The sequence below is a fragment of the Candidatus Nitrosopumilus sp. bin_6a genome (assembly GCF_054095695.1).
In genome coordinates this window covers 36,278-62,684 of the sequence record NZ_JBSWSR010000003.1, presented here as the reverse complement: position 1 = coordinate 62,684, position 26,407 = coordinate 36,278, and the positions used below count along the sequence as shown (strand labels likewise).

33 protein-coding genes and 1 tRNA gene are annotated in these 26,407 nt (G+C 30.9%); 22 read left to right on the top strand and 12 right to left on the bottom strand.

All coding sequences use genetic code 11. The annotated features are described in order from the left end of the window. The first annotated feature begins 34 nt into the window (after nt 1-34). Genes ACW9XA_RS04330 through ACW9XA_RS04310 form a run of 5 tightly spaced genes read left to right on the top strand, consistent with a single transcriptional unit; the run spans nt 35 to nt 3,986 of the window. Nucleotides 35-592 carry a GNAT family N-acetyltransferase gene (locus ACW9XA_RS04330; RefSeq protein WP_457763161.1) on the top strand — a complete coding sequence of 186 codons (558 nt, stop codon included), beginning with the start codon at nt 35-37 and terminating at the stop codon, nt 590-592. Between the two features lie 30 nt (nt 593-622). Further along, complete coding sequence (locus ACW9XA_RS04325) at nt 623-1,669, top strand: ATP-grasp domain-containing protein (protein WP_457763160.1); 1,047 nt, start codon at nt 623-625, stop codon at nt 1,667-1,669. A gap of 2 nt (nt 1,670-1,671) precedes the next feature. Then, nucleotides 1,672-2,349: an HAD family hydrolase gene (locus ACW9XA_RS04320; RefSeq protein WP_457763159.1), complete on the top strand. Its 678-nt coding sequence runs from the start codon at nt 1,672-1,674 to the stop codon at nt 2,347-2,349. Beyond that, nucleotides 2,346-3,251 carry an NAD-dependent epimerase/dehydratase family protein gene (locus ACW9XA_RS04315; RefSeq protein ID WP_457763158.1) on the top strand — a complete coding sequence of 302 codons (906 nt, stop codon included), beginning with the start codon at nt 2,346-2,348 and terminating at the stop codon, nt 3,249-3,251. Before ACW9XA_RS04320 ends, ACW9XA_RS04315 begins: the two co-directional genes overlap by 4 nt. Before the next feature lie 6 nt (nt 3,252-3,257). After that, nucleotides 3,258-3,986, top strand: coding sequence for an N-acetylneuraminate synthase family protein (locus tag ACW9XA_RS04310; protein ID WP_457763157.1), 729 nt, complete (start codon nt 3,258-3,260; stop codon nt 3,984-3,986). 3 nt (nt 3,987-3,989) lie between these two features. Here ACW9XA_RS04310 and ACW9XA_RS04305 read toward each other — a convergent pair whose 3' ends face one another. From ACW9XA_RS04305 to ACW9XA_RS04295, 3 genes are read right to left on the bottom strand one after another with little or no spacing between them, the layout of a single operon-like run. Then, on the bottom strand, nt 3,990-5,072 hold the full coding sequence (locus tag ACW9XA_RS04305) for a DegT/DnrJ/EryC1/StrS family aminotransferase (protein ID WP_457763156.1): 1,083 nt from the start codon (nt 5,070-5,072) through the stop codon (nt 3,990-3,992). Continuing rightward, nucleotides 5,073-5,831 (bottom strand): cytidylyltransferase domain-containing protein, encoded by a 759-nt coding sequence (locus ACW9XA_RS04300; RefSeq protein WP_457763155.1) that lies wholly within the window; start codon nt 5,829-5,831, stop codon nt 5,073-5,075. 59 nt (nt 5,832-5,890) lie between these two features. After that, the gene (locus ACW9XA_RS04295) at nt 5,891-6,892 is read right to left on the bottom strand and encodes an SDR family NAD(P)-dependent oxidoreductase (protein WP_457763154.1); all 1,002 of its coding nucleotides are present in this window, start codon (nt 6,890-6,892) and stop codon (nt 5,891-5,893) included. A 90-nt stretch (nt 6,893-6,982) separates the two neighbouring features. On the opposite strand from ACW9XA_RS04295, the gene ACW9XA_RS04290 reads away from it, so the two are divergent. Beyond that, nucleotides 6,983-7,366, top strand: a complete 384-nt coding sequence (locus ACW9XA_RS04290) for a hypothetical protein (protein ID WP_457763153.1) — start codon at nt 6,983-6,985, stop codon at nt 7,364-7,366. On the opposite strand, the gene ACW9XA_RS04285 is transcribed toward ACW9XA_RS04290, so the two are convergent. Next, nucleotides 7,363-8,373 carry an SIS domain-containing protein gene (locus ACW9XA_RS04285; RefSeq protein ID WP_457763152.1) on the bottom strand — a complete coding sequence of 337 codons (1,011 nt, stop codon included), beginning with the start codon at nt 8,371-8,373 and terminating at the stop codon, nt 7,363-7,365. The genes ACW9XA_RS04290 and ACW9XA_RS04285 overlap by 4 nt on opposite strands. Nucleotides 8,374-8,454: 81 nt before the next feature. Here ACW9XA_RS04285 and mtnA point away from each other — a divergent pair, with 81 nt between their 5' ends. From mtnA to ACW9XA_RS04240, 9 genes are read left to right on the top strand one after another with little or no spacing between them, the layout of a single operon-like run. Then, complete coding sequence (gene mtnA, locus ACW9XA_RS04280) at nt 8,455-9,513, top strand: S-methyl-5-thioribose-1-phosphate isomerase (RefSeq protein ID WP_457763151.1); 1,059 nt, start codon at nt 8,455-8,457, stop codon at nt 9,511-9,513. 36 nt (nt 9,514-9,549) lie between these two features. Beyond that, nucleotides 9,550-10,191 (top strand): PqqD family peptide modification chaperone, encoded by a 642-nt coding sequence (locus tag ACW9XA_RS04275; RefSeq protein WP_457763150.1) that lies wholly within the window; start codon nt 9,550-9,552, stop codon nt 10,189-10,191. A 39-nt stretch (nt 10,192-10,230) separates the two neighbouring features. Then, a complete protein-coding gene (locus ACW9XA_RS04270) occupies nt 10,231-11,814 on the top strand; it encodes a hypothetical protein (RefSeq protein ID WP_457763149.1) in 1,584 nt (527 codons plus the stop codon). Nucleotides 11,815-11,873: 59 nt separating this feature from the next. Continuing rightward, a complete protein-coding gene (locus tag ACW9XA_RS04265) occupies nt 11,874-12,017 on the top strand; it encodes a hypothetical protein (protein WP_457763148.1) in 144 nt (47 codons plus the stop codon). 4 nt (nt 12,018-12,021) lie between these two features. Then, on the top strand, nt 12,022-12,846 hold the full coding sequence (locus ACW9XA_RS04260; RefSeq protein ID WP_457763147.1) for a sugar phosphate isomerase/epimerase family protein: 825 nt from the start codon (nt 12,022-12,024) through the stop codon (nt 12,844-12,846). A gap of 1 nt (nt 12,847) precedes the next feature. After that, nucleotides 12,848-13,648, top strand: a complete 801-nt coding sequence (locus ACW9XA_RS04255) for a TatD family hydrolase (RefSeq protein ID WP_457763146.1) — start codon at nt 12,848-12,850, stop codon at nt 13,646-13,648. A 1-nt stretch (nt 13,649) separates the two neighbouring features. Then, nucleotides 13,650-14,477: a sugar phosphate isomerase/epimerase family protein gene (locus ACW9XA_RS04250; protein ID WP_457763145.1), complete on the top strand. Its 828-nt coding sequence runs from the start codon at nt 13,650-13,652 to the stop codon at nt 14,475-14,477. Continuing rightward, a complete protein-coding gene (locus tag ACW9XA_RS04245) occupies nt 14,470-15,306 on the top strand; it encodes a UbiA family prenyltransferase (RefSeq protein WP_457763144.1) in 837 nt (278 codons plus the stop codon). The genes ACW9XA_RS04250 and ACW9XA_RS04245 overlap by 8 nt, the downstream gene beginning before the upstream one ends. A gap of 39 nt (nt 15,307-15,345) precedes the next feature. Continuing rightward, complete coding sequence (locus ACW9XA_RS04240) at nt 15,346-16,653, top strand: alkaline phosphatase family protein (protein ID WP_457763143.1); 1,308 nt, start codon at nt 15,346-15,348, stop codon at nt 16,651-16,653. Between the two features lies 1 nt (nt 16,654). Here the strand turns inward: ACW9XA_RS04240 and ACW9XA_RS04235 are convergent, their stop codons facing one another. From ACW9XA_RS04235 to ACW9XA_RS04225, 3 genes are all read right to left on the bottom strand, one after another. Then, on the bottom strand, nt 16,655-17,635 hold the full coding sequence (locus tag ACW9XA_RS04235; RefSeq protein ID WP_457763142.1) for an alcohol dehydrogenase catalytic domain-containing protein: 981 nt from the start codon (nt 17,633-17,635) through the stop codon (nt 16,655-16,657). 71 nt (nt 17,636-17,706) lie between these two features. Continuing rightward, complete coding sequence (locus tag ACW9XA_RS04230; RefSeq protein ID WP_457763141.1) at nt 17,707-18,354, bottom strand: SDR family oxidoreductase; 648 nt, start codon at nt 18,352-18,354, stop codon at nt 17,707-17,709. Nucleotides 18,355-18,378: 24 nt separating this feature from the next. Then, the gene (locus ACW9XA_RS04225) at nt 18,379-18,618 is read right to left on the bottom strand and encodes a hypothetical protein (RefSeq protein ID WP_457763140.1); all 240 of its coding nucleotides are present in this window, start codon (nt 18,616-18,618) and stop codon (nt 18,379-18,381) included. A 118-nt stretch (nt 18,619-18,736) separates the two neighbouring features. Here ACW9XA_RS04225 and ACW9XA_RS04220 point away from each other — a divergent pair, with 118 nt between their 5' ends. Next, nucleotides 18,737-19,330, top strand: coding sequence for a hypothetical protein (locus tag ACW9XA_RS04220; protein WP_457763139.1), 594 nt, complete (start codon nt 18,737-18,739; stop codon nt 19,328-19,330). Here the strand turns inward: ACW9XA_RS04220 and ACW9XA_RS04215 are convergent. Both ACW9XA_RS04215 and ACW9XA_RS04210 read right to left on the bottom strand, forming a co-directional pair. Then, nucleotides 19,294-19,785 carry a hypothetical protein gene (locus ACW9XA_RS04215; protein WP_457763138.1) on the bottom strand — a complete coding sequence of 164 codons (492 nt, stop codon included), beginning with the start codon at nt 19,783-19,785 and terminating at the stop codon, nt 19,294-19,296. The two genes, ACW9XA_RS04220 and ACW9XA_RS04215, sit on opposite strands and share 37 nt — an antisense overlap. A gap of 42 nt (nt 19,786-19,827) precedes the next feature. Further along, nucleotides 19,828-19,902 (bottom strand) — tRNA-Arg (locus tag ACW9XA_RS04210). Nucleotides 19,903-19,946: 44 nt separating this feature from the next. On the opposite strand from ACW9XA_RS04210, the gene ACW9XA_RS04205 reads away from it, so the two are divergent. Then, the gene (locus ACW9XA_RS04205; RefSeq protein WP_457763137.1) at nt 19,947-21,134 is read left to right on the top strand and encodes an aminotransferase class I/II-fold pyridoxal phosphate-dependent enzyme; all 1,188 of its coding nucleotides are present in this window, start codon (nt 19,947-19,949) and stop codon (nt 21,132-21,134) included. On the opposite strand, the gene ACW9XA_RS04200 is transcribed toward ACW9XA_RS04205, so the two are convergent. From ACW9XA_RS04200 to npdG, 3 genes are read right to left on the bottom strand one after another with little or no spacing between them, the layout of a single operon-like run. Next, nucleotides 21,115-21,516 (bottom strand): pyridoxamine 5'-phosphate oxidase family protein, encoded by a 402-nt coding sequence (locus tag ACW9XA_RS04200; RefSeq protein ID WP_457763136.1) that lies wholly within the window; start codon nt 21,514-21,516, stop codon nt 21,115-21,117. The two genes, ACW9XA_RS04205 and ACW9XA_RS04200, sit on opposite strands and share 20 nt — an antisense overlap. Beyond that, nucleotides 21,500-21,733, bottom strand: coding sequence for a hypothetical protein (locus tag ACW9XA_RS04195; RefSeq protein WP_457763135.1), 234 nt, complete (start codon nt 21,731-21,733; stop codon nt 21,500-21,502). The genes ACW9XA_RS04200 and ACW9XA_RS04195 overlap by 17 nt, the downstream gene beginning before the upstream one ends. 12 nt (nt 21,734-21,745) lie before the next feature. After that, nucleotides 21,746-22,417, bottom strand: a complete 672-nt coding sequence (gene npdG, locus ACW9XA_RS04190; protein ID WP_457763134.1) for an NADPH-dependent F420 reductase — start codon at nt 22,415-22,417, stop codon at nt 21,746-21,748. 52 nt (nt 22,418-22,469) lie between these two features. Here npdG and ACW9XA_RS04185 point away from each other — a divergent pair, with 52 nt between their 5' ends. From ACW9XA_RS04185 to ACW9XA_RS04165, 5 genes are read left to right on the top strand one after another with little or no spacing between them, the layout of a single operon-like run. After that, a complete protein-coding gene (locus ACW9XA_RS04185; RefSeq protein WP_457763133.1) occupies nt 22,470-23,093 on the top strand; it encodes a histidine phosphatase family protein in 624 nt (207 codons plus the stop codon). A 55-nt stretch (nt 23,094-23,148) separates the two neighbouring features. Continuing rightward, nucleotides 23,149-23,409, top strand: a complete 261-nt coding sequence (locus ACW9XA_RS04180) for a heme transporter CcmC (protein WP_457763132.1) — start codon at nt 23,149-23,151, stop codon at nt 23,407-23,409. Between the two features lie 2 nt (nt 23,410-23,411). Continuing rightward, nucleotides 23,412-23,840: a hypothetical protein gene (locus ACW9XA_RS04175; protein ID WP_457763131.1), complete on the top strand. Its 429-nt coding sequence runs from the start codon at nt 23,412-23,414 to the stop codon at nt 23,838-23,840. A gap of 49 nt (nt 23,841-23,889) precedes the next feature. Further along, complete coding sequence (locus ACW9XA_RS04170; RefSeq protein ID WP_457763130.1) at nt 23,890-25,416, top strand: cytochrome c oxidase subunit I; 1,527 nt, start codon at nt 23,890-23,892, stop codon at nt 25,414-25,416. A 12-nt stretch (nt 25,417-25,428) separates the two neighbouring features. Beyond that, nucleotides 25,429-26,400: a plastocyanin/azurin family copper-binding protein gene (locus ACW9XA_RS04165; RefSeq protein ID WP_457763129.1), complete on the top strand. Its 972-nt coding sequence runs from the start codon at nt 25,429-25,431 to the stop codon at nt 26,398-26,400. The last annotated feature ends 7 nt before the right edge of the window (nt 26,401-26,407 follow it).

Here is a 26,407-nt window from a genome sequence, read left to right as displayed (position 1 = left end):
TTGAATAAATATGAATTCTCAAAATTATGCTTGTTTGAAAAAAAATGATTATCTATTTAAAAATTATCAGTTAATACCGATTAGACTACAAGATGCAGAAGAAATTCGTAGATGGAGAAATGAACAAATAAATTTTCTTAGGCAAGAAAAACCCCTGTCAAGTTCTGAACAAATTAAATATTTTGAACAAGTTATTGTTCCGACATTCCAAAAATCCAATCCAACACAAATTCTATTTAGTTTTCTAAATAACTCAAAAATTATTGGATATGGTGGATTTGTAAATATTGACTGGAATTCAAAAATTAGTGAAATTTCATTCCTTGAAGAAACAGATAGGACAAAAAATCATTCATTATATGAGGATGATTTTTCTGTATTTTTAGATTTTTTAAAAAAAATTGCTTGTAATGATTTGAAATTTACCAAATTATTTACTGAGACATATGATATTAGACCTGAGCATATCAAAATTCTTGAAAAAAATGGCTTTTCCATTAACAACATAGAAAAGAATGGAAAAATAATTGATGGAAAAAGAGTTGATATTTTATTTCATTCTTATATTTGTAATAATTATGATAATTTATGATATTTTGTTTATTTGTAGGAGGTTCAAAAATTGAATAAAATACGAGTGTTAGTGACAGGTTCGGGAGGAGCTGGAACCTTAGGACGAGAAATTGTTAAATCATTTTTGATGATTCCCGAATCATATGAAATCATCGCTACAAATTCTAATTCCATAGATCTTGGTATAAACAATGAAGTAAATAATATCATTATTCCTAATTCATCATCTCCAGATTATATTGAAAAACTATTAGAAATTTGTAAAAAAGAAAATATTCAAGCCATTGCACCCGGATCAGAGCCTGAAACAGACATAATTTCAAAAAATTCTAATCTTTTTTCTGAAAAGAATGTTATCACTTTAACAAACAAACATGAACTAGTAAAATTATGTAATGATAAGTCTTCATTATCCGAATTTCTTTCTTCAAATGGAATAAAATCTCCTCAAACCTATGATATTGAAAATATATCTGAGATTAATGCATCTGATTACCCCTTACTGATAAAACCCACAATAGGGTCAGGTTCAAGAAATGTGTTTGTAGTAGAGAACTTGGAAGAATTAACATTTTTTACAAAGTATTTGACTAAACAAAAAATCATCCCAATTATTCAGGAATATATTTCAGGAAATGATGATGAATTTTCAATTGGAGTTCTTTATTGTGAAAATGGAAAATTAAAGACATCAATTGCAATGCGTAGAAATCTCCATAATGGATTATCTGCTAGAAGTGTAACAAAAACTGAAAAAAATGAATCACTTATTGTTTCGTCAGGAATTTCTCAAGGATTTTTTGATGACTTTTCAGAGATTAGGAAAAAAGCTGAAGTAATAGCAGCAAAATTAAACTCTGACGGTCCAATCAATATTCAATGTAGAATGAAAGATGATGAACTTTATGTTTTTGAGATAAATCCTAGGTTTTCTGGAACTACATCTGCTAGAGCATTAGTAGGCTGCAATGAGCCTGATATTCTAACAAAATTTAGATTATTGGGAGAAATTCCAGAAAAAATATCATATAAGCATGGATATGTTATGAAAGATTTTTTGGAAAAACACATTCCTTACAGTTTCAGTGATGAATAAAAATGAAAAATCTCATAATATTTGATTTTGATGATACAATTACTGATAATAGTAAATTAGATTACATGGGATTCAAAATACCATGCAAAAAACTTGATGTATTTTTTCCTAGTAAATTAGAATTAAAAAAATTTAGAAAAAATGGATATACTGCAAAAAAAATTATCTCTTTTTTTTCTAAGGATGATGATAAAATATCTGAATTTTTAAAACAAAGAAAATCTTTCCTTCAAAAAGAATCTTTAACCTATCTAACATTAAAATCAAATTGTAGATATATTTTCAAAAAATTAGTTGAATTAGATTGTGAATTAGTTATATGTACTGTGAACTCCAATCCCAAAATGATTAAAGCATTTTTGAAAGCAAATAAAATAGATCATTATTTTCAAAGAATTTTCACATATAAAACACTTGGAATTACATTAGAAAATAACTCACCCTCAAATAGAATTCTTCTTAAAAGAAGCCTTCTTCACTTAATAATTAAAAAAACTAATTCTTCAAAAAATATATTTTTTATTGGAAATTCGCTAGAAGATTATTTTGCTGCAAAAAAATCTAAAATTATCTTTTTTTATTTTCTTAATTCATATCTACCAAATCCTAAGATAAAAAATTTGATAAAATTCACTGAAATGAAACAACTTTTTTCATTATTAAGGAGGAAAATAATTTGAAAGTTCTTTTAACCGGTGGGACAGGATTTATTGGAAGAAATTTAGTCTCCTACCTGAAATCTAAAAAAATTTCTGTAGATAATATTGATCGTGAGTTTTTAAAAAGTGACAAACAACTAAACGAATACATTAAATCTAAACAATCGAAAATGAAGCAAAATTATGATGCTTTAGTTCATTTAGCTGCTGAACTTGATGATTCATCTAAAAAATTGATTTCAGTAAATGTCAATTTGACTAAAAGACTTCTAAAAATGTGCCTAAAAAATCAAATAAATCGTTTCATTTTTGCTTCATCACATTTAGTATATGGAAAAACAGAATATCTGCCTATTGATGAAAATCACCCTACTAAACCGAAAACAAATTATGGAAAATCTAAACTTATGGCAGAAAATTTTTGTAGAAAATTCTCCAACGATAATGATATAGAAGTTTCAATTCTTAGAATTTCATCTGTATTTGGTAATGGCCAGAATGAAAATTATGTAATTCCTAGAATGCTTAATAATGCTTTCGTAAAAAATATTATTTTACATAAATTTTCTAATGGATTCCAATTAATGGATCTTGTTCATGTTGATGATGTATCAAAAGCAATTCTAGGAGCATGCAGATCTAACAAAACTGGAATTTATAATCTATCCTCCGGAGTTGGAATTACTCCCTTTGAATTAGGAAAAACCATTTCAAAATTATCTACTGGTTGTAAAATTTCTATCATACATAAAAAACAAGATACAAATCACTTTCTCTATGATGTTTCAAAAATTCAGCATGAATTAGGAGTTAAATCAAAAATAAATCCCACTCAAAAAATATTGAAACCTTGGTATCAAAAACTTAAAAAATCAAAAAAATCTTCTAATTCTAGAAATATTAATAATAAAAGAAAATATTGATTTGCTATGAAAGTATTTTTAGCCGCTGAAATTGGTTCTAATTGGGAAGGAAGTATAATTAAAGCAAAAAAAATCATCTCCGAATGTAAAAAATCTGGTGCTAATGCTGTAAAATTTCAAATGTGGAGAGCTGAAGATTTGTACCCTGGTCATCCTCTTTTTAAAATAATAAAAAAATCTGAATTATCATTTAAACAAGCAAAAATCATCAAAAATTACTCTGATTCTATTGGAATTGAATTCTTTTGTTCGGTTTTTTATCCTGAGGCTGTAGATTTCCTTGAAAAAATCGGAATTAAACAATACAAGATTGCATCTAGAACGTGTATTCTTAAAGATCCACTATCCATAGAAACCCTCAATGCAGTCAATCAAACCAAAAAACCTACTTTTGTAAGCATGGGGATGGGAGGGAATAGAAAATCCATAGAAAAATCTCTCTCTAAGAATAAACTTGACTTTTGTTACTGTATTTCGGAATATCCATTAGATATTAAAAAAGTGAATTGGAAAAATTCTACTAAATTTACTGGTTTTTCAGATCACACTTTGGGAATTACTGCACCCATTGTATATTCTTCATTAATGAACCAGAAAAAAGCAAAATCAATTTTCATAGAAAAACATGTAAAACTTTCAAACTCAAAGAGCCTTGATGCTTCTACCTCTATTGATACACATGAATTATCTATAATGAATCACAGTCTTAGAGAAATCGAAAAAATTAAACTATAGTTTTTAAGAAAATTTGTTAACTGTTTTAATTATTTTTTCTATTTCATCATCTTTAAGGTTTTGATGAATAGGGATAGAAATCACTTCATTTCCTATTTTTTCTGTAATAGGTAATTTTATTTTATTTTTATAATATGTCATTTTATGAATTGGTTTGTAATGTATCCCGACTTCAATTTTCTCCACCTCCATTTTTTTTACAAATTTTTCTCTATTTTTTATCCTGATCCAATAAAGATGATATGAACAATTTTTATCATATGGCATTTTTCTTTCAAGCTTGATTTCTTCAGAATATCTTTTAGCTATTTTTTTCCTTATGGAATTCATTTTATCTAATCTTTTTAATTGAGTTAATCCTATTGCAGCTGAAAACTCGTTCATATAATAATTCCATCCAATTTCACTTACATCATATTCCATTTTTTTTCTATTTTTGATCCCACACCATCTTTTAGATTTTAAGTCTTCTAAAATCGAATTTGATTTATTTGAGTTAATAGCTATTAGTCCTCCCGTAGGCATTGCTAAATTCTTTACTGGATGGAAACTAAAACATACTGCTTTTCCATGTTTACCAATTTTTTCTTTATTAAATTCTGAACCTGCTGCATGTGCTGCATCTTCAACTAATTCTAAATTATTTTTCTTACAAATTTTTTGAATAGATTTAAGATCACATGGCATTCCTCCAAAGTGAACAGGAAGTACAACTTGAGTTTTTTTGTTAATACCCTCTTCAATTTTTTGTGAATCAAGACATAATGTTTCATCATCAATTTCTGTAAAGATAGGCTTTCCTCCATTCATAATTACTGCATGAGCCGTTGAAACAAATGTCATAGATGGCAAAATTACTTCTTTTCCTTTTAAATCAAACAAAGATAATGCCAAATGTAATGCTGCAGTACCAGAATTTACTGCTATGCATTGGTCACAATTAATGTATTTTTTAAAAGAATCTTCAAATTTTTTCACATTTTCAATTCCCGCACCAGATGCCCAAAAATGACTTTTTAATACTCGTAATACAGTTTTTTCCTCTTCTTTTGTAATGAATGGATCAAAAAGTTTTATTGTTTTCATCTAACTATCTCCAAACATTTTATCTTCTAGTTTTGATTTATTTATTCCCTCATTTGGATCAATATTAGAATTAATTTTTAATAGATTTGGCTGTTGCTTCAAAATGGACATAATATCTTTCATCAAAATAGGCCTCTTTTGAATTCTTTTTATTATTTCACGTATGAACTCTAAATCCTCTTTTCTATCTAAAGTCCATCTATATTTTGAAAAATTTTCTTTGTTTTCATAATTTTTGATTTTAAATGTAGAATTATTTCTAATAAATTTTGTTACATGCTCTCTATCTGAAGGTAATTTAGCTTCTTTCCATGCCCTTTCTAATGCTTCAATTGTGAATACTTCTATATCCAATCCTTTAGGGAATGTATTTTTTAGAGTATTTGAAATATAGTCTTCCGTATTAGGTTCAAAACTTTCTATAATTTTATCTACTATTTCAGGATCAATTAGTGGACAATCTGCTGTAACTCTTACAATAACATCAAATCCAAATTTTTTGGCACAATTATAATACCGATCTAAAACATCTCTTTCATTTCCCCTAAAACAAACAATCCCGAGTTTTTTTACAAATTCTTCAATTAAAACATCTTCTTTTAAATCCGTAGTTGCTACTACAATCTTATCAATTCTTTTACAATAATTCAATTGATTTATCACATAAAATAATGTGGGATTTTCTTCATCAATGTTCATCAGAACTTTTTGAGGAAGTCTAGTTGAACCTAGTCTTGCTTGTATGATACAACCTATCATTATTGAAATTTAGTTTCTGTTCTTATTATATCTGAATAGCTTTTCTTACAAATATTGATTTAATCTAGAAGGCCGCTATTTTTGATCAAAGTGGCAAGTTCTGCTGAAGTCATTTGTTCTACTACGTCTGAAGAGTATTGTTTCTCAAGAGTAGTTTTTCTCATTCCTTCATAAGTCCCATTCTCAATTTCATCTGCAAACGATCTAGAAATTATGTATCGAGAATCGGTCTCTAATGTATATTTTAACTCATCACCATTAATCATGGTTTCATGATATTTTTCTCCTTGTCTTACAGGAATTCTATCTATTTCAACATTAGCAAATAATTCTTTCATTGTTTCTTTGAGAGTTTCAATATTGTAAGCTTTAATTTTAGGAACAAAAACTTCTGAACCTTTACTAATGTTAACTGATGACAAAATAAATTCTAGAGCTTGATCCATTGTAATACTAAATCTTGTCATCCTTGGATCTGTTATGCTAATTTTTTTACCTGCCTTAATTTGTTCAATAAATTTTGGAATAACTGAACCACTACTTCCTAATACATTCCCATATCTTAATGCCAAAAATTTTGTTTTATGTCTATTTTTATCTAAATAATTCCCTGCAGTAACAAATAATTTTTCCATTAATAGTTTTGTAGCACCATATGTATTCAAAGGTGAAACTGCTTTATCTGTACCAACTCCTACTGCAATCTCGACATTCTCGTGTAAACAAGCTTCTATAACATTACTCGACCCAATAACATTTGTTTTAATTGCTTCAAAAGGATTATACTCAATTATTGGCACGTGCTTCAAAGCTGCAGCATGAAAAACAATATCTATATCCTCTAATGCTCTTTCTAATCTTGGAAGATCTCTTATATCTCCTAATAGATATCTTAATCTGTCGTCGTCAAATTTTGACTCCATTGTAACTTGCTTGTTTTCATTTCTACTGAAAATTCGAATTACATCAACTTGTTCTTTCAAAAGTCTTTTTGTTAATGCTTGACCTAATGAACCAGTGCCTCCTGTAATCAGGACTTTTTTACCTTTGAAAATCTCCATTATTCATGAAATCATTTGATTATATTTAATAAACTTGTCACGATAAATGGTTTAGAATCAAATAAGTTGATTATTTGAGGAGTTTATTAAATGTCTGAAATTCACAATTTAGAATATCTAAAAACAGTCTCGGATGCGCGTGGTTCAATTATTTTCATGAAAAATTGGTCTAAACTTCTAAATTTTGTTGAAATAAAAAAGGGATTTTCTAGAGGTGGTCACTTTCATGAATTTTTTTCAACACATAATCTAATTTCAGGCAAAGTAGAATATCATGAATTTAACATTAAAACAAATGAAGAGAGAACTGATATTTATGAAGCACCATTTGTTATTGAGGTCCCTCCATTTGTAGCTCATTTGTTGACTGCCATTGAAGATGTTTTATTTGTTGAAACATTTGATAATGAATATCAAGCTACAGAATTCCCCAAATATAGAAAAATTGTGGAAGAAAAACTTCAAAAATCTTAATCTAATCTTTCTTTAACAAAATTTATTGAATCAATTGATGTTGGATCTGTTTTGTTAATAATTGCTAGATAAATTGATGCATAATCTAATAAATAAATCAAATTAATTAATTTTGAAATAATGCTTCCTTTTACTGAATGTATTTCTTGAAATTCAATTTGTTTATTTGCAAAAAATTCTTTAAAAATTTCCCACCTTTCTTTTGTTTTTGAAAAATCATCCTCTCCCTGTAATAAAATTGGTTGAACGTTTGATGACTTTTCCCATGACATAATACCATTATGACATGCCTCAATCACATCTTCTGCAATTGCATGCATTTTAGAATTTTCTTGGAGAGAATTTTTAAATCTAATTGCTGCTGCATTCAATCCTGCAGGAAAATAAATCAATGGGATCCCATCTATCCATTTTGCTAAATCTAATGCTTTATTTCCATCACGCAAATTTTTAGATGAAATATTTTGACTTAATTTTTCTAATTCTACCAATGATTCTTCCACATCATTTTTATCAATCGGCAAAATTGGTTGAAGGATTTTTAGCATTCCGTAGAAGAATCTAGTAAATGATGCTCGTGGAGAATGTTCCATTGATATTATTCTAAAATCAATACCATTTTCTTTACAAAAGTTCTTCATTTTACCATTAGAAGATAATGCAATTACTTTACAAGGTAGATCTAAAGTAGATTTTAATACACTAAGTGTTTCCACAGTATTTCCTGAAATACTGGTAGCTATAACTAAAGAATTAGAATCAATCGTTTTTGGAAGGTGATATCCCTTTACTACTGAAACATGAATGTTAGTTTTTGAAAGAATTGATGAAAAAATATCTCCCAAAGTACCTGATCCGCCCATTCCTGCAAAAACAATATTATTGATATTTGAATAGTTTACAGGTTCTAATTTAGAAGAAAATACCTCTTTTGCTATTTGTGGCCATTTATCATATATCTGATACATTCTTTTCGAATCATACAATTCAATTTCATTTAGTTCCAATTTGCTATTCTAATGTTATAGAAATATAATAATTGATGACTCGACTATTCATTTTTAATATGGTTTCATTTTCAATATTTAGTGGATGAAATTCAAGTAAACCCTTCATTGAGAACTGTTGAATGGAAAAATAATAAAGTCGTCATGATTGATCAGACTAGATTACCAAATGAATTAACTTTTGTAGAATATGATGATTATAATCAAGTAGCAAACGCAATTAAAACTCTGATTGTTAGAGGTGCTCCTGCAATTGGAGTTTCAGGTGCGTTTGGATTAGCATTGGCTGCATTACAAAGTCATGCAACTTCAACAAACGAATTGATCTTAGATTTAGAAAAAGCAAAACAAATTCTATTTGAAACAAGACCTACTGCAGTAAATTTAGGATGGGGATTAGAAAAAATTATGAAGATTGCAAAAACTGGAAATTCAGTTGAACAAATTAAAGAATTAGTGATTTCTACTGCTAAAAATATGGCAGATGAAGATATTGAAATTAATAAAACTATGGGAAAGAATGGTTCAGTTCTTTTTGATAATAATGATACTATTATGACTCATTGTAATGCAGGTGCATTAGCTACTGTAGCATATGGAACTGCTTTGGGTGTAATTAGAGCAACTAGAGAGAGTGGAAAAAATGTTAAAGTTATTGCTACTGAGACTAGACCAATACAACAAGGTTCACGATTGACAGCATTTGAATTAAAACATGATGGATTTGATGTTAGTTTAGTACCTGATACTGCTGTCGGATATTCTATGGCAAATGGTTTGGTGAATAAAGTTGTAGTAGGTGCTGATAGAATTGTAAAAACTGGCCATGTCTTTAATAAAATTGGAACATACCAAGTAGCAACAATGGCAAAACAACATGGTATTCCATTTTATGTTGCAGCCCCATTATCTACAATAGATTTAGAAACAAAGGCCCAAGATGTAATTATTGAAATGCGAAAAGATTCAGAGGTTACTGGAATTGGTGAGAATAAGACTGCGCCTGATGATATTGGTGTGATTAATCCCGCATTTGATATGACTCCACCTGAATTGATTTCTGGAATTATTACTGAAAAAGGAATCGCTATGGCTCCATATGAAGAATCAATTCCAAAATTATTTGAAGCTAATAATTAGAAAGTTTTTATTGTTTTTCAAACTACCATTGATAATATGAGTACTGTTTCTGCCCAAGCAATTGAAGAATCCCTCAAACAGTGTATGGATCCTGAAGTTCCACTAAACATTGTAGAAATGGGATTAATTTATGGAATTGATGTTACAGAAAATAATGATGTTAACATCAAAATGACAATGACTACACAAGGCTGCCCCTTACATGAAACTCTTGTTGAAGATGCAACAAGATTTGCTAAAAAAGTACCTGGAGTAAATAATGTCAAAATAGACATTGTATGGGAACCTGCATGGTCAATGGATAAAATGACTGAAGAAGGAAAATTAAAAATCAAAAATATGGGTGCTGCTATGAATACCCCTGCACCAATAAACTATGAAACTGCATTACCTCAAGGAGTTGGAAAACTAGTGCAACAAGAAGATGGTTCAATTGTATTGGCAAACGATCATGAACAAGGCTTTATGGTAAATCAAGCAATTGTTGACTTTTGGAAATCTTGTAATGGACAACGTAAAGTAACAGAACTTGTGGAAGTTTTTGCTCAACAAACTGGATTACAAAGAAAACAAGTTGAAAAAGAAGTCATGCAATTGTTACAACAACTTCGTGATGGTGGATTAATTGCTATTGCTGGTCAATCAGATACCCCAAATGTTGAATTCAAACATGATTAACTCACTCAATTTTAAATATTAAGAATTTTTTCTAGAATTATGAAAAGTTTCTATGATCATTTGCGTTCCAGACTTGAATTTGGAGAAGATATACAAGATAAAAGAAAACCTGTCATGCGTAGTTCTGCTATTTTTCCAGTTGTTCAAAACTCTAAATACAAAACACAAATTTTGTTTATGGGTTACTGGTTAATCAAGAGGGATATCACTAATATCAGTTCCTTAGTAACACTTCGTGATAAATCTGGGAATATTTTAAAAAGAGAATTTATGTCTATTTCAGAGCCTAAATCTTATTCTTTAAACCTTGATTCAATGTTAAAAGATCATTATTCCAAAAATGATTTTTTGGGATCATTAGAAATTGAATTCTTCTCTACATCTGATATGGTTTATCCTTTTCCAGCTGTAGTATTGAATTATTTTAATGATGAATTCAATACATGTGTACACACAACAGGAAGAATTTATAATGATTTTGAAGATTTGATTGAAAATGAAAAATTTTCAGTTCCTGAATCTGGTTTTGATATTCATTCCGACAAAAACTTATCATCATTTTTAGCATTTGTCAACGGGCCAAAAATTAATGACAATGGAATTATTGATTTTACTTTAACAAATCATGAATCAAAAAAATTGTCTGGAACCTTTTCAATTGGCAAAATAAATTCATATGAAACTGTCTTCTTGAATTTTTCAGAATATATCCCAAAACTAAATGAATTTTTAGAAGGGAAATCTGGTTCTATTTCTTTAAAACATAATTTTACAGGTTTTTATCCTAGATTCCTTGTTGGAACCATTCAAACATCTTTTCCTTCAGTAAGTTTCACTCATAGTTATTATGATTGTACATCATGTGATTCTGCATCTGATTATTGGGATCGAATAAGTGATGATTACTACGATAGCTCTCTTTACATACCCTTATTTACAAAAAATAACCGGTTCACTGAATTAATTATATATCCAAATCTGTCTCCTTCACAACTTAGTCTACAAATTGATTTGTACGATGATGAGGGACATATTTTAAATTCTTTTTCTAATTATATGATAATTGATAGCTCCAAGTCAAAATTAACAAAAATTAATTTTAACGAATTACTTTCTGAATCTAAATTATCTTCTAAAAAAGTTTTTTGCGCTCATATTATTACCAATTCTCAAGATAGAAAAATCCCCACACGTATGAAATTTGGTTTGAATATAGGTGTCAAAAATCAAAAATCACAAATTCCGTGTAATATTTGTTTTAATTCTAAATTAGGAAATCCTCTCATTGAAAATAAACCTGGTTCTTTCCATTGGTGCCCAATTTTTACAAATGATACATCAATTATAACCATTGGAAATTTTTCTCCAAAAAAATCATATTCTAAACCTGCTCAAATCATAATCAACTTTTATCGTGAACAAGACTCTGAAACCTTACAAAAAACAATCAAAATTCCACCTAATGGAGAATACCGTTTCATAATGGAAGAAAATGATGATGTAAAATCATTTCTTAATGATTCCAATGGGTGGATTACTTTCAAATCTGATAATCCTTTCATTCAGGGTTACTACTTTAATTTTCATTTATCTGGTTCTGTTGCAGGTGATCATTGGTTTTAGGCATATTTAATTTTTAAAAATTAAATATGTTTTTTAATAAAAACAATTTATTGATCACAATGTCCAAAGATGAACACAATAAAATTGCAAAAGTAGAAAATTTAATTTGGGAGATTGCAGAAATATTACAACCAAACATTATAATTGAAAATTCAAAAATACAAGAAGCAAAACAAACTTTACTATTGATTTTTAAAGAATAAAATCATGAAAATAGGTTTTAGTTCAAATGCTTTTATAAAAACCACACTTTATTATGGAATAAAAAAATTATCTGAATTTGGATATGATGGAATAGAAATAGTTCTTGACTCACCTCATGCATTTTTACCCTTGACAAATGAAGAGGTATCTAAAATTCAAAATTCTCTCAAAGAAAATCATCTTGAAATATCGAACTTAAATTCAAATACTGTTTCTGGATTTGACTCTTACAACAAATCTCCTTTTGAGCCATCTCTTTCAAATAAAAACGAAAACCTACGTAATTGGAGAATTTCATATACTAAAAAAGCAATTGATCTTGCATCTCGGATCAATTCCCCTTCAATTTCAATAACTTCTGGTCTCATGAACAAATCAAATCAAATTGATGAGTTTGACTTTTTTAAAAATTCTTTAAAACTTTTAGCCGAATATGCTGAACAAAAAAATATTTTATTGGGGATAGAATATGAGCCTGGACTTTTAGTTAACAATTCTGAAGATCTTTGGGATTTAATTTCAAATGATTTTAAAAATATTGGACTAAATCTAGATACTTGTCATGCTGCAGTTCTTAATGAAGATATTTCTAAAATTATTCAAAAATTCAAGAAAAAAATTTTTCATACTCATATCAGTGATTGTAAAAATAATGTACATTTTCATCTAATTCCTGGTTTGGGAGAGATTAATTTTCAAGAAATCTATATCTCGTTAAAAAAAGTGAATTATTCTGGATATTTAACTGCCGAATTATATCCTTATTCTGAATTTCCTGAAGAAGCAGCATCAAAGGCTTTTATCTATTTAACAAATCTGACTAAATGAATTGAACTTCGTTGATCCTCATATACACATGTATTCTAGAACTACTGATGATTATGAAAAAATGGCTTTAGCTGGAATTAGAACAGTCATAGAACCGTCATTTTGGTTGGGTCAAGAACGTACATCTCCTGACACGTTAGTTGATTACTGGGAATATATTATCACTTTTGAAAAAAATCGTGCATCACAATTTGGAATTGATCACTATTGCGCTATATCAATAAATCCAAAAGAAGCAAATAATAAAAAATTTGCAGAGAAATCATTACTTCTAATCGAAGATTATCTTCAAAGAGAAAATGTTGTAGCCTTAGGTGAAATTGGCTTTGATTTAATTTCCATTCAAGAAGAAGAAATTTTTAGAAAACAATTACTATTGGCAGATAAATTAAAAATTCCTGTTATTATACACACTCCTCATATCAATAAACTTGAAGGCACAAAGAAAACTTTTGAAATAATTGAAGAAACTCAAGTTGAACAATCAAGAATAATTGTAGATCATAATAATGAAGATACTATAGAATTATCTTTGTCCTATGATGTTCATTCTGGAATTACTGTTTATCCTAATACAAAACTGAGTCCTTTCCGTGCAGTAAACATTCTAAAGAAATTTGGAACTAATCGAATTTTGATTAATAGTTCTGCAGATTGGGGCATATCTGATCCTCTAAGTGTGCCTAAAATGGCTCTTGAAATGGAATCACACGGGTTTTCAGAAAATGAAATCACAAAAGTACTGTTTGATAACCCTAACTCTTTTTTTAAACAATCAAAAAACTATAATCCTCTGAAATAAAATGAAATTTGCATTTAGTTCAAATGCTTATCGAAATTATAGTATTGAAGAATGTATTGATTCAATTAATTTAGCAGGATATGATGCAATTGAAATAATGTGTGATGCTCCTCATGCTTTTCCTCCACTTTCAGATGAAAAAATTCACTCCATAAAAAATTCACTCAAAAAAAATTCCATGTCCATTTCTAATCTAAATGGCTTTATGATGAATGCAATAGAAGACTTTCATCATCCATCATGGATTGAAGAATCTAAAAATTATAGAGACAAACGAATTGAACATACAAGAAATTGCCTTAAATTGGCAAATCAATTAGGTGTAAATTCTGTTTCCACAGAACCTGGAGGACCAAAAACAAATCTAACCCATGAAAAAGAATTGGAACTTTTTCAACATGGTTTGCTTGAAGTTTTGCCTTTAGCAGAAGAATTAAAAATACATTTGCTTATAGAACCAGAACCCGGATTGTTACTTGAAACGTCAAATCAATTTAAAAATTTTATCAAAACACTTGATTCTGAATATCTTGGATTAAATTTTGATATTGGACATTTTTTTTGTGTAAATGAAGATCCAGCAGAATTGATTATTGAATTACAAGACTATATTCAACATATTCATCTTGAGGATATAGATTCTCATAGAAAACATCATCACCTAATTCCAGGACATGGAGTAATTGATTTTAAAGAAATTTTTAATTCCATAGATTCCATTAACTATAATGGATTTGTTACTGTAGAACTTTACCCTTATCAAAATAATCCTCAAAAAGCTGCTGTTGACTCTATGACATTCATAAAATCTATACTTGAAAATGTTTAAAGACTATTTACAACTGGTTAGAATTCCCGGCATTTTTACTGCATTTAGCAATGTTCTGATTGGTCATTTTTCCCCATTATCCATCACTGAAGTCATTTCTTTTCCATTCCTTCTTCTAACTTCAGGCATGTTATTCTGTTCTGGTATGATTTTTAATGATTATTTTGATCTAAAAATTGATAAAAAAGAACGCCCTAACAGACCATTACCATCTGGAAAAATACCAAAACAAAATGCACTATTTCTTGGAATTATTTTTGTAATACTTGCAAATTTCTTTGCATTCGTTGTTGGATATTATTCATTAGTTATTTCATTAATTATGACTGCTGTGATAATTTCTTACAATTATAAACTAAAATTTATTTCATTTCTAGGAATTATCAACCTTTCATTGATTCGATTTCTAAATGTATTGCTAGGCTTTTCAATAATCTCTATTTCTTTTGAAATTATTCAATATGCAATTCCTATAGGAATTCTTGTAGGGGGAATTAGTATATTAGCAAGAAATGAAGTTGATTCAACTACACATATTTCTAAAAAATTAAATAAAATTTTCATTTTAATTACAATCGGTTATGTTTTTCTTTTAATAATAAATAATTTTCAAATAACGTCCTTAATTTTTCTAGGATTATTTTCTGCGATTTCATTATATGTATCCTATGAGAAAAGAGTTCAGAAACAAATTACATTTCAATTGCTTTCAATTATTTTATTAGATGCTACTATAATTTCCACTTTTACTTCATTTCATACCCCTATTTTGATATCTTTGCTAATTATTCCTGCATATTTTATTACAAAAAAATTATACTTGACATGATTTCTATGGGTTTATTTCTATCCACTTCTCATAAAAATTGTGAAAAAATTAATTGTTTTAGATATTGTTGGTTTATCTAAAAAACAATTTGAAAAATTAAAACCAAAAAATATTTCTAATATTTTGGAAAACGGTTCATATGGATCATTTGAGCCTTCTTTTCCTGCTGTAACATGTAGTGTTCAGGCATCAATATTTTCTGGAACTTTTCCTTCAAAGCATGGCATAATTGCTAATGGTTATTATGATGAAATCCTTAAACAGATATCTTTTTGGGAACAGTCATCAAATTTAGTACATTCGCCTAGAATCTGGGATTTATTAAAAAAAAACAATCCTAATTTTATCTCTGGATTACTATTTTTACAAAATTCCCTTTACGCAAATTCTAATATAGTAATTACTCCAAAACCGATTCATCTTGATAATAAGATGATTATGTGGTGTTATTCTAAACCTGAAAATTTTTATGAAAAAATCACTCAATCCATAGGAAATTTTGATCTTAGATCTTACTGGGGTCCACTATCATCCATAAAATCTAGTCAATGGATTATTGAATCAGCTAAAAAAACAATCCAATACTACTCTCCTGATCTTCTAGTTGCATATCTCCCACATCTTGATTATGCTTCACAAAAGTTTGGACCTGATAGTAATGAATTCAAAGAAAGTGTGTTAGAATTGGATAATTTGATAGGTGATTTTTTGCTATTTCTAAATCAAGAATTTCAAGATACATATGAAATCATGATTTTATCTGAATATAGTTTTAATAATGTAAATAAATCAACTTCCCCGAATTTACTTTTACGACAACATGGATTACTCTCAACTAGAAGAATAGAAGAAAAAGATTACATTGATTATGAATTTAGTAAAGCATTTGCAATGGTTGATCATCAGATTGCACATGTTTACATTAAATCTGGTTATGAAGATGAAGTATATTCAATTCTTAACAAAGAAAATTTGGGAACAATTTTAGATGTTAAATCACAACAACAATACAAAATTAATCATCCAAAAAGTGGAAATTTAATTTTATGTTCAGAAATCAATTCATGGTTTGATTACTATTGGTGGGATGATATCAAATATGCTCCAGATTTTACATTCAATGTTGACATTCATAGAAAGCCTGGATATGACCCTTTAGAATTATTTTTTGATTTTAAAACTAAACAAATTAGTCATGATACATCATTGATTAAGGGTTCTCATGGATTAATTTCTAAAATTGAAGATGATTTACCCCTTATTGGTACATCATTTAATTCAGACATTAATAAAAAAATATCTGTTATTCAAATTAAAGACACTATTCAGACTTTTTTCAATAAATGAATTAATAATCAGTAGAAACAATTACTTTGATTCTATTTTTGCCCTCTCTAGCAATGTTTATTGCTTTTTCCGCGTCTTCAAATTTTATATCATGAGTAATGAATTTATTTAAATTAATCTTATTTTTCGAAATAAATTCCATTGATTTTATGAAATCGTTATTTGATGCTGAGTAACTAGTAATAATTTTGATTTCTTTAGAGTATATTGTTGAAAGATCAACTCTAATTGTAGAATTTGACCTAGGTTCTCCAAAAAATAGAATCGTTCCCCCCTTTTTTACTATATTTATTGCAGTATTAAGACATGATAAATCTGGATTTGCAATAATACAAAGATCAACTCCTTCTATTTTCTCAGGTGTTGCATCGTTAACATTTACAAATCTGTTTCCAAAATTTTCTTTTTTTCCAAAATCCTTTCTAAATTCATCATCATCTACAATTATTGTTTTTATTTTTTTGAAATTAGCAATAATTGAATGAAATATACCTATCGTACCAAATCCAAATATGATAACTGAATCACTTTTTATATTTTCCATTTTATTCCAAGCTCTTAAACAACATGCAAGTGGTTCGATTAGTGTTGCTTCATTAAATGACATATTTTTTGGAATTTTAAATATTCCACCTTTTTTTATAATCCAACTTGATACTTTAAAATTTTCAGCTAGTCCACAAGGTTCAATTTCTTCTGTAAATTTTTCACACATGGTTTCATTTCCATGTAAACAAAAATGACATTGTTCACATGGACAATGATGGTTTACTACTACTTTGTCATCTACTTTCCAATTTTTAACATTCTTTCCTATTTTCGAAATTATTCCTGAAATTTCATGACCTATCTTTTTTGTAGGTTTAGATGAATTCTCAAAAATATTCCCAATATCCGTTCCACATATTCCACATGCTTTTAATTTTATTATGATTTCATCATTACCACATATCAATTCAGGGTATTTTTTTATTTTAGGCAAATTTGATTCAATAGAAACTTTTTTCATATAATTCATTTTTTAATCATCTATAAATTTTGAATTGATTAGTCCTAAAAAATACTATTTGAATTTGCACCATCAAAGTTTATTGTAACCCCTGAAAGATATTTTATTTTGTTTTCAATTATGGATTTTACAAAATTCCCAATCTCTTCAGGCTCGCCAAGTCTCCTCATGGGCAATGTCTTTTCAAATTCTCGTATATTCTCAATTAATTCCTGAGTTCTATCTGTGTTGATTGGACCTGGCGCAATGTTGATGCAACTGATATTTTTTCCTGCATATTCTTTACTTAACACCTTGAAAACTTCAGCAAATGCAGCACGGTATGCTGAAGATATTATCAATTTTGCATTTGGTTCTTTGATCACACTAGAACTAATCAAAAAGATGTATCCTCCATCATTAATTTTGATTTTCTGTAAAATGGTGACAAATCCCAGAAATAGCTGATTGTGGTATAGTTTCCAATCTTCTTCTGTAATAGTCAAGAAAGGTTTTGGTGCAGGCCCTCCTGTGTTTAAAACAAGAATGTCTGTTTCATTATGTTTTTCTAAAAATTTTCCAACACTGTCTAAATTTGATGTATCAATATCGTTTTTTGATGCTGCAAAAACATCAATATCTATTGATTTTAATGAATCCGAAATTGCTTTTCCTATTCCGCGGGAACCTCCAAGAACAACTGCACTAGTCATAATATTTTAAAAAACTCTTGATAATTAAATTTCTTTGATCTCTGTTATAACACCTAACACTGAATCCATCTGAATTATCGCCTTTTTCTCATCCCATCCTAACGCGACATACCAATCCCCTGCATCATCATGATACTTTGTTTCCAATGTTTTGATGTCTTCTGGCTTTACATCATATTTTTTTGCAATGCCTGAAATTGCAAGTGCAATTGCCTCTTTTTCCTTTTCTAGGCGTCTCTTCATCAATCCTATACCTGGACTCATAATCAGACTAGATCGTCTCATTTAATATAGTTAATTCATAAAATTACCTATCATGTTGAACTTTTCCAATGATACTCTTACAATATTTCAAATAATCCAATAATATTATACAAACAAAATGAAACTGATTCAAAAATTATCCAATTTGACGCTTGCAAAATCTAGCACGCTTGTTTCACTTGCATCAATTTTAGCAGTAATTGGTCCTATTGTGATTGTTTCAGCGGGATTTTGGGATGCCATATCTCATATCCAAAAAGAACCTGAATTTTTCTGGAGCCCTTCCCATGTTGTAGTATACTTTGGAGTTTCCATGACTAGCTGTGCAGCAATTATGGGTGGCATACTAGTAATTAGAAAATCAGTTCGTGGTTCTCTAAAAACTGGAATCAAACTGGTAATTTTAGGATCTGTCTTACAGATTGTTTCAGGCTTTGGTGATTCTTTGTCTCATGATGTTTTTGGAATTGATGGATTAATTTCCTGGTCGCATCAACCACTAGAATTAGGCCTAGTACTTGCATCATTGGGGGCAGTATTGATATTAAAAAATAGAGAGCATACAAGACTCAAAATATTTCTGCCCTTCTCGATTATAGCATTTTTATTTTTTACAACTTGGCTGATTTTTAATCTAGTGTTATTCTTTGGACATACAATCCAATGTATACAAATCTATGAGATATTCTCCTCTGGCTGTTCTATATTGTAATTTTTTATCTTCAAATATGATACTATCATAATTGCAAGAGCGCCAGCAAGTATCATTATTCCTGATGGAACCATTTTTTGAGAGTTTGTATTTCCAAATTCTATTTGTAACTCAATTGGGTTTTTTGCAATATTTGTAATTTTTATTGTATGCTCTCCATTTTCACTAAAATCAAAATATCCTACTGACATCTTTGTCTGAATCATTTGTTCTTGAATCACATTGTCTTTTGTATCTAAAATCTGAACAAACACTTCTTCTCCTGAAAATTCAGGCATGTGTAATTTGAAATATCCAATATCTGCACCTGAAAATTCTTGTATTGTCTGAAAAGAGCTTGATTCTTTGAGAGTTATTGCATCATATTTTTTTTCAGTCTCATCAAAAATAATTGCTGTCCAAACTATTCCTACTATAATCAATACCAATCCAATTTTGAATGGAGATATCTTCAATTCACCATGCTGAGAAATTATTTACTTTATAAGATAATCTAAAGGGCTCGGAGGGCTTCGATCCCTCGACCTAGCGGTTCGAAGCCGCTCGCACTATCCAGACTGTGCAACGAGTCCAAACAAGTAAGATTTTAACGGGTGTAAATATCTGTCTAGATACTTTGAAGGTATCAAAAAAAGTTGTTGGAGTAGAATATGCAATTAGAGATATCGTACTTGCTGCTAGAAAAGTAGAACAAAGAGGAATGCAAGTTGATTATCTCAACATTGGTGATCCTGTCCAGTTTGGATTTCAACCTCCAAATAATGTAAAACAAGCTTTGATTGATGCAATTAACAGAGGTGATAATTTCTATTCTACATCTGAAGGTCTCTTAGAATTAAGACAAGAGATTGCTAAAAAAGAAAATGTAAAAGGACTCTCAATTGGGGCTGATGACATTCTAATCACTAATGGAGTTTCAGAAGGACTCGATATGGTGATTTCATCTATTGTTGAAGAAGGAGATGAGGTATTGCTTCCAGGACCTTACTACCCTCCATATGCTTCATACGTTAGATTGCATGGTGGTGTTCCCGTAGAGTTTGCAGTTGATCTGAATAATTCAACTCCTGATATCGAAGATATAAAATCCAAAGTCACATCAAAGACTGTAGCTATATGTCTAATCAGTCCAAACAATCCAACAGGTGTCGTGTTTAATGAAAAGGCACTCAAAGAACTAGTAAATATTGCAAATCAGCACAATCTCTACATTATCTGTGATGAGATTTATGATCAAATAGTATTTGATGAAAAATTTGTAGGAATTGGCAAAGTTGCAGGAGACTCTCCAGTTATTGTTCTAAATGGATTCTCCAAAGTACATCTAATGTCTGGTTGGAGAATAGGGTACATTGCATTTAATCAATCGCCGCAACTTGAGCAATTACGTGAACATCTTCCAAAATTAGCTAGAGTGAGAATTGCAACCAGTCTTCCTGTACAATATGCAGCTTTGGAATCTCTTCGCGGACCTCAGGATTACATTGGTAAATTTGTTTCAGAAATGAAGAAACATAGAGACTTTGTTGTTAAACGACTAAATGAAATACCTGGATTGTCATGTCCGAACCCAAAGGGATCATTTTACGCATTTCCAAAAATTGAAGATAATAGATTCGGAACTGACAAGGAGTTTGTTACAAAATTGTTGGAAGAAAAGGGCGTGCTTACTGTTCATGGTTCTGGATTTGGAGAGAAATACGGCAGTGGACATTTCAGACTAGTGTATCTTCCTGATCTGAAAATATTAGATTCAGCAATGAATAAAATTGAAGAATTTGTAACTAGTAATTCCAAACTGTAACTTTATCTGGAATTATCTCAATAATACAATCAGTATCCTCTAGTAATTCTTTTGCTGACTTGTTATCAAGTGTCTTAAAATATCGCAAAAGAATCTTTTTTGCAATTGATTTGACTTTGGAATTTTCTAAAATTAGATTGGCATTTCCTTGCCCCATCACTCCGTAGATATTTGGAGCACTAATCCCTACATCCACACAAAATGAAACTCTGTTGTTTTCTTTGATATTTTTGATTTTTTGCCTGCTTGTGTTTGTCCCAATATAGAATTTTTTAGTACTATATCGATACCAAACTGGTGAGATATGAGGGGTTTTGTTCTTGCCTATTGTAGCTAAATGTAATATTTTCTGCTCTGATAGGAATTCATCTTTTTTGTTCATGTTTTCTAAATCCTAATGCTATCATAAAAAGTCCAAAACATATCATTGCTACTGAAACTTTTTCGTTTGTAAATTCAGCATTAAACAAAAAATCTACCACAAAATCTATTCCCCAAATCAATAATTGTTGAACAAGAACTATTCCTCCCATCACGCAAAACAGCACACCTATGGCTGTAAACCAATTCCTGCCCCGTCTATAATACTCGTGACTCATGATAAATGAGACTTAGATAATTTTGATGCCCGGATTCTTTATCTTGTTTCTAATCATTGCATTGAGCAACAACGGAGTAGACATCTCTGCAAGATATGATAATTCGATTGGCCCCAAGTATATCGATCTTAATCCTTTGATTTGATCAATCAAGCTGTTTACAACTGTAACTGATTCCATGTCATCTCCACAAACAAAGATATCGTAATCTAGTTCTAGAGTTGGATTGACAAGTTTTTTTTCGGAAATTACATGAAATGCTGAAACAAGTTTTGATTTATCTTTCATATGTTCTGAGACAAGTTTGTATGAGAATGGCTTGTTTTCTTTAATTGAAACACATTCAAATCCTACATCTGTTTTTGTCATTGGTACAATTGGTGATACCACAACACAACTGTCTTTGACTTTTGATAAAATTCCAGAACATACAGAATCAATATTCTCATATGGGATTGATAAAATTAAAACATCACTTTCTTTTGCAACTGAAACATTATCATTTCCTGTAATTGATCCTTTGATTTCTCCAAATGCTTCTTTTGCCAAGTTTGTATATTCTACAGCTGATTCTGATGCTCTTGCAGCATCTCTAGAGCCAACTATTACATCATTGTTTTGTGACCATCTCAAAGCAAATCCTTTGCCCATTCCACCAGTTCCGCCGATAATTCCTATTTTCATGATTTATCTATCTGACAATGTTATTATTATCTTTATTTGAAAATCGATCAAATTGGGACAGATTATCTTCCTTAGACATGGACAAGCCAAAAATAACACTGAAAGAATTCTAGCTGGACGAACAGAAGGTGTCCCATTAACTGAAACTGGAATCAAACAAGCAGAACATACTGCTGAATTACTTGAACACATGAATGTCTCAGCAATTTATTCCAGTCCTATTCAAAGAGCAAAGCACACTGCTGAAATTGTTGGAAAACATAATTCAATTGATGTAACAATTGATGATCGTCTAATTGAACTTGATATGGGAAAATTTACTGGAATGCCTTATGATCAGATCTTTACCAGCCATGGTAATGTCTTTATGAAATTCTATAACGGCGAATTGGAAATTGCTCACAACGGAGTAGAAACATTTGATCAAGTCAAAAAACGAGTTTTAGGAATAGTAAATCATGTAATTGAAAAGCATCCTGATGAAAATGTCGTTCTAGTAACTCACATGGATCCAATAAAGGCAATGCTTTCAACAATTGTCGATTTATCTGCCACTAATCTCTTTGAATTAATCATTGCAAATGCTTCTCTTAACATCTTTAGGGAAAAAGAACAAAAATTCTCCCTTTCAGGACTTAATGTAATGCATCCTTCTCGATTCGATCAGGGTTGGTAGCTAATAATCCTGAAAACCCTTAAATAGAAATTGTAGGCCACGTCATTCAATCACTATGAAGAAATTCGTTGGGTTATTCTTGGTATTGGGCGGTTTAATGTTAATTCCAGCTGTAGACTTGGTATTTGCTGCTGGTGATGAGCCTGGTGAATATCTTGATCGTAGAGTGGTTATTTGGAATTTATTTTATAGATTAATGACAGTCGGATTTACTGTTGGTGCAGTAGTATCTGGTACAATTATTTGGCAAGTTTGGAGATTTAGGGAATCTCATCCTAAAGCTAAACCAACTCCATATGAGGGCACGGACTGGTAATCATGGGTGGACACTCTAACTGGCCTGAATGGATCTACACTGGTGTTGTAGTGGCTTTGATGTGCTGGGTAGGTGCTGAAGCTTGGGAAGCAGAACGACTAGTTGAACATACCCCAGAGGATGCTGAAACAATTATTGTAACTGGCCAGCAATGGTACTGGACTTTTGAACATGAAGATGGAACTAAAGAAATTGGTGAACTGCATGTAGATGTTGGCAAAGCTTACAAATTTGAAATTCACTCTACAGACGTTAATCACTCTTTTAATATTCACGATTATGTTGTTTTGATGGATGCAATTCCTGGTAGAGTAAACACAGTGTGGTTTGCTCCAACTGATGCAGGAGAACATGACATTCAATGCAGAGAATACTGTGGATTGATTCACTATAACATGAGAGCAAAATTAATTGTGGAGGATCCATCTTGACAACGCTTTTATCACAACTTTCATTGGTAAACACTGAGGAGATTAACCAATGGTTCTAGAATTACAAAAGCCACGTCCAATTTGGCAAATTATGTTTTCAACACATCATACTGATGTCGGTTTACTATACCTGATCACATCACTAGGATTCTTGTTCTTAGGTGGAGCATTAGCACTTGCAATCAGAGCAGAGTTGTTCTTACCAGGAGCACAAATTATTGGTGATGCAATGACCTTTAACAGAATTTTTACAGTTCACGGTACAACATTGATCTTCTTGTTTATCATTCCATTTGCATCTGCAGTTGGTAACTACTATGTTCCAATTATGGTTAGATACAAAGACATGGCATATCCAAAACTCAATGCAATCGCATTTTGGATGATTCCACCAGGTGGAGCACTCATTTGGTTAGGATTTGCAGACTTTACTTGGTATGCAACACCACCATACTCTATCATCAGTGCTCCTGGCCCTGCTGCCGATATGTGGATTTTTGGACTAAAGATTTTAGGTATTTCATCTGTATTAGGTGCAATCAACTTTATCGTTACAATTCTCAAATGCAAACACCCTGACATGTCAATTGGACAAGTTCCATTGTTGGCATGGTCTTTCCTATCATCATCTTTGATTATCCTTGTTGCAATTCCAACATTTGCAGCAGCTCTCTTAATGTTACTAACTGACAGACTCGGTGTAAGTGGATTCTTCAATCCTGCAATGGGAGGAGATCCAATTGCATATGCACACTTGTTCTGGTTTACATTCCATCCTGAGGTGTATGTACTTGTTATTCCAGCAATCGGTATGATGTATGAAATCATTCCAAGATTTTCAAGAAAACCAATTTACAGCTATAACTCTGGTGTCTTTGCATTTGTTTTACTATCTATTGTCGGTTTCTCATCGTGGGCACACCACATGTATGCAACCGGAATGTCATTTACTGAAAAAACTGTATTTATGGTAGGAACATTAGCAGCAGTTCCAGCATCTGCCATGCACGTATTCAACTTTGTCGCAACAATGTGGAATGGCAGAATTAAATTCTTAACCCCAATGATGTGGTCCGTTGGTGGAATTGCATTATTCTTCTCTGCAGGAGCTGGGGGTGTTGCAAATGCCGCTATGCCATTAGACTTTACTACACACGATACTTACTGGGTTGTAGGTCACTTCCATCTCTTTGTGATGGGTACAATCGCATTTGGTTCAATTGGATTCTTCTACTACATGTTCCCATACGTAACTGGTAGAATGTACAATGAGACAATGGGTAAGATTCACTTTATCATGACCTTTGTTGGTACAGTACTAGTATTCTTTACACAGCACGTACTTGGTTTGTATGGAATGCCAAGAAGAATTTTCGATTATCCGCCAATCCCAGAATGGATTGCTATGAACCAAATTGCAACAGTTGGTGCAATGATTATTGGTGTCAGTATGGCAATATTCTTAGTAAACATGATTTACAGTTCTGCAAGAGGAAAACCCGCAAATACCGAAGATCCATTTGGAGTCGGTGGGAAATACTATTATCCATTTGAGGCAAAGAATCCATCACATTAGGAGATTTATGAAATGAGTCACGATAATTCCCAAATTTACAGAACAACACCAGCTAGAACTGGAAAAATGATGATTATCATGTTGGGTATTTGCATTGTTGGTGGAGCAATCTTCTTTGGAATGTGGGACTATTGGATATCAGAACCGGCCCCAGTTGTAGCAATGATGGCTGGAGATTCTGCATCAGCAGGTCCAGCAGCACATACTGGTGATACAATCATGGCCACACTTTCATTTATTGAATCATCAGACTTTAGGACTTTGGCATTTAATGCATTACCAGGAGATCCTGATAACAATCCAACAATCAACATGGAAGTTGGAGATAAAGTAGTCTTTAATGTAAATAATGCAGGAAAATCATTCCATGCATTTGGTGTTACTGCAGAAACTGAAGGATTTGGAGGAATTATTCCAGGAAGTGAAGTTGCATCTGCATCAAATCCACAAAAACCAGGCGATGCTGGAACATCCGAGTTTGTTGCAGGCGAAGAAGGAGTTTATTATTACATTTGTACAGTTCCAGGCCATAGAGAACAAGGAATGGTAGGTAAAATCATTGTAGGTGATGTTTCAGTTGAAGAAGAGGTTATGAAAGCCGCACCAGAACCAGAGGTTCTAGAAGAAGTAAAGGCACCAGAACCAGAGGTAATGAAAGAAGTTGCAGTATCAGAACCAGTAGCATACGATGGAGTGATATCTCTACCAGAAGGTTCTGGAGTTCCTGGATGTGATGAAACAAACGAATGTTACATCCCATACCATGTTACAGTTTCAGCAGGTCAAGAAATTACTTGGTCAAATGATGATTCAGCAGCTCACACAGTTACAAGTGGAACACCAGCAGGTGGTCCTGATGGAATATTTGATAGTAGTTTGTTTATGGCCGGTGGCACATTCTCAGTTACATTAAATGAAGCAGGTGAATACCCTTACTTTTGTATGGTACATCCATGGATGATCGGTATTGTTACAGTAAACTAGTAGAGAA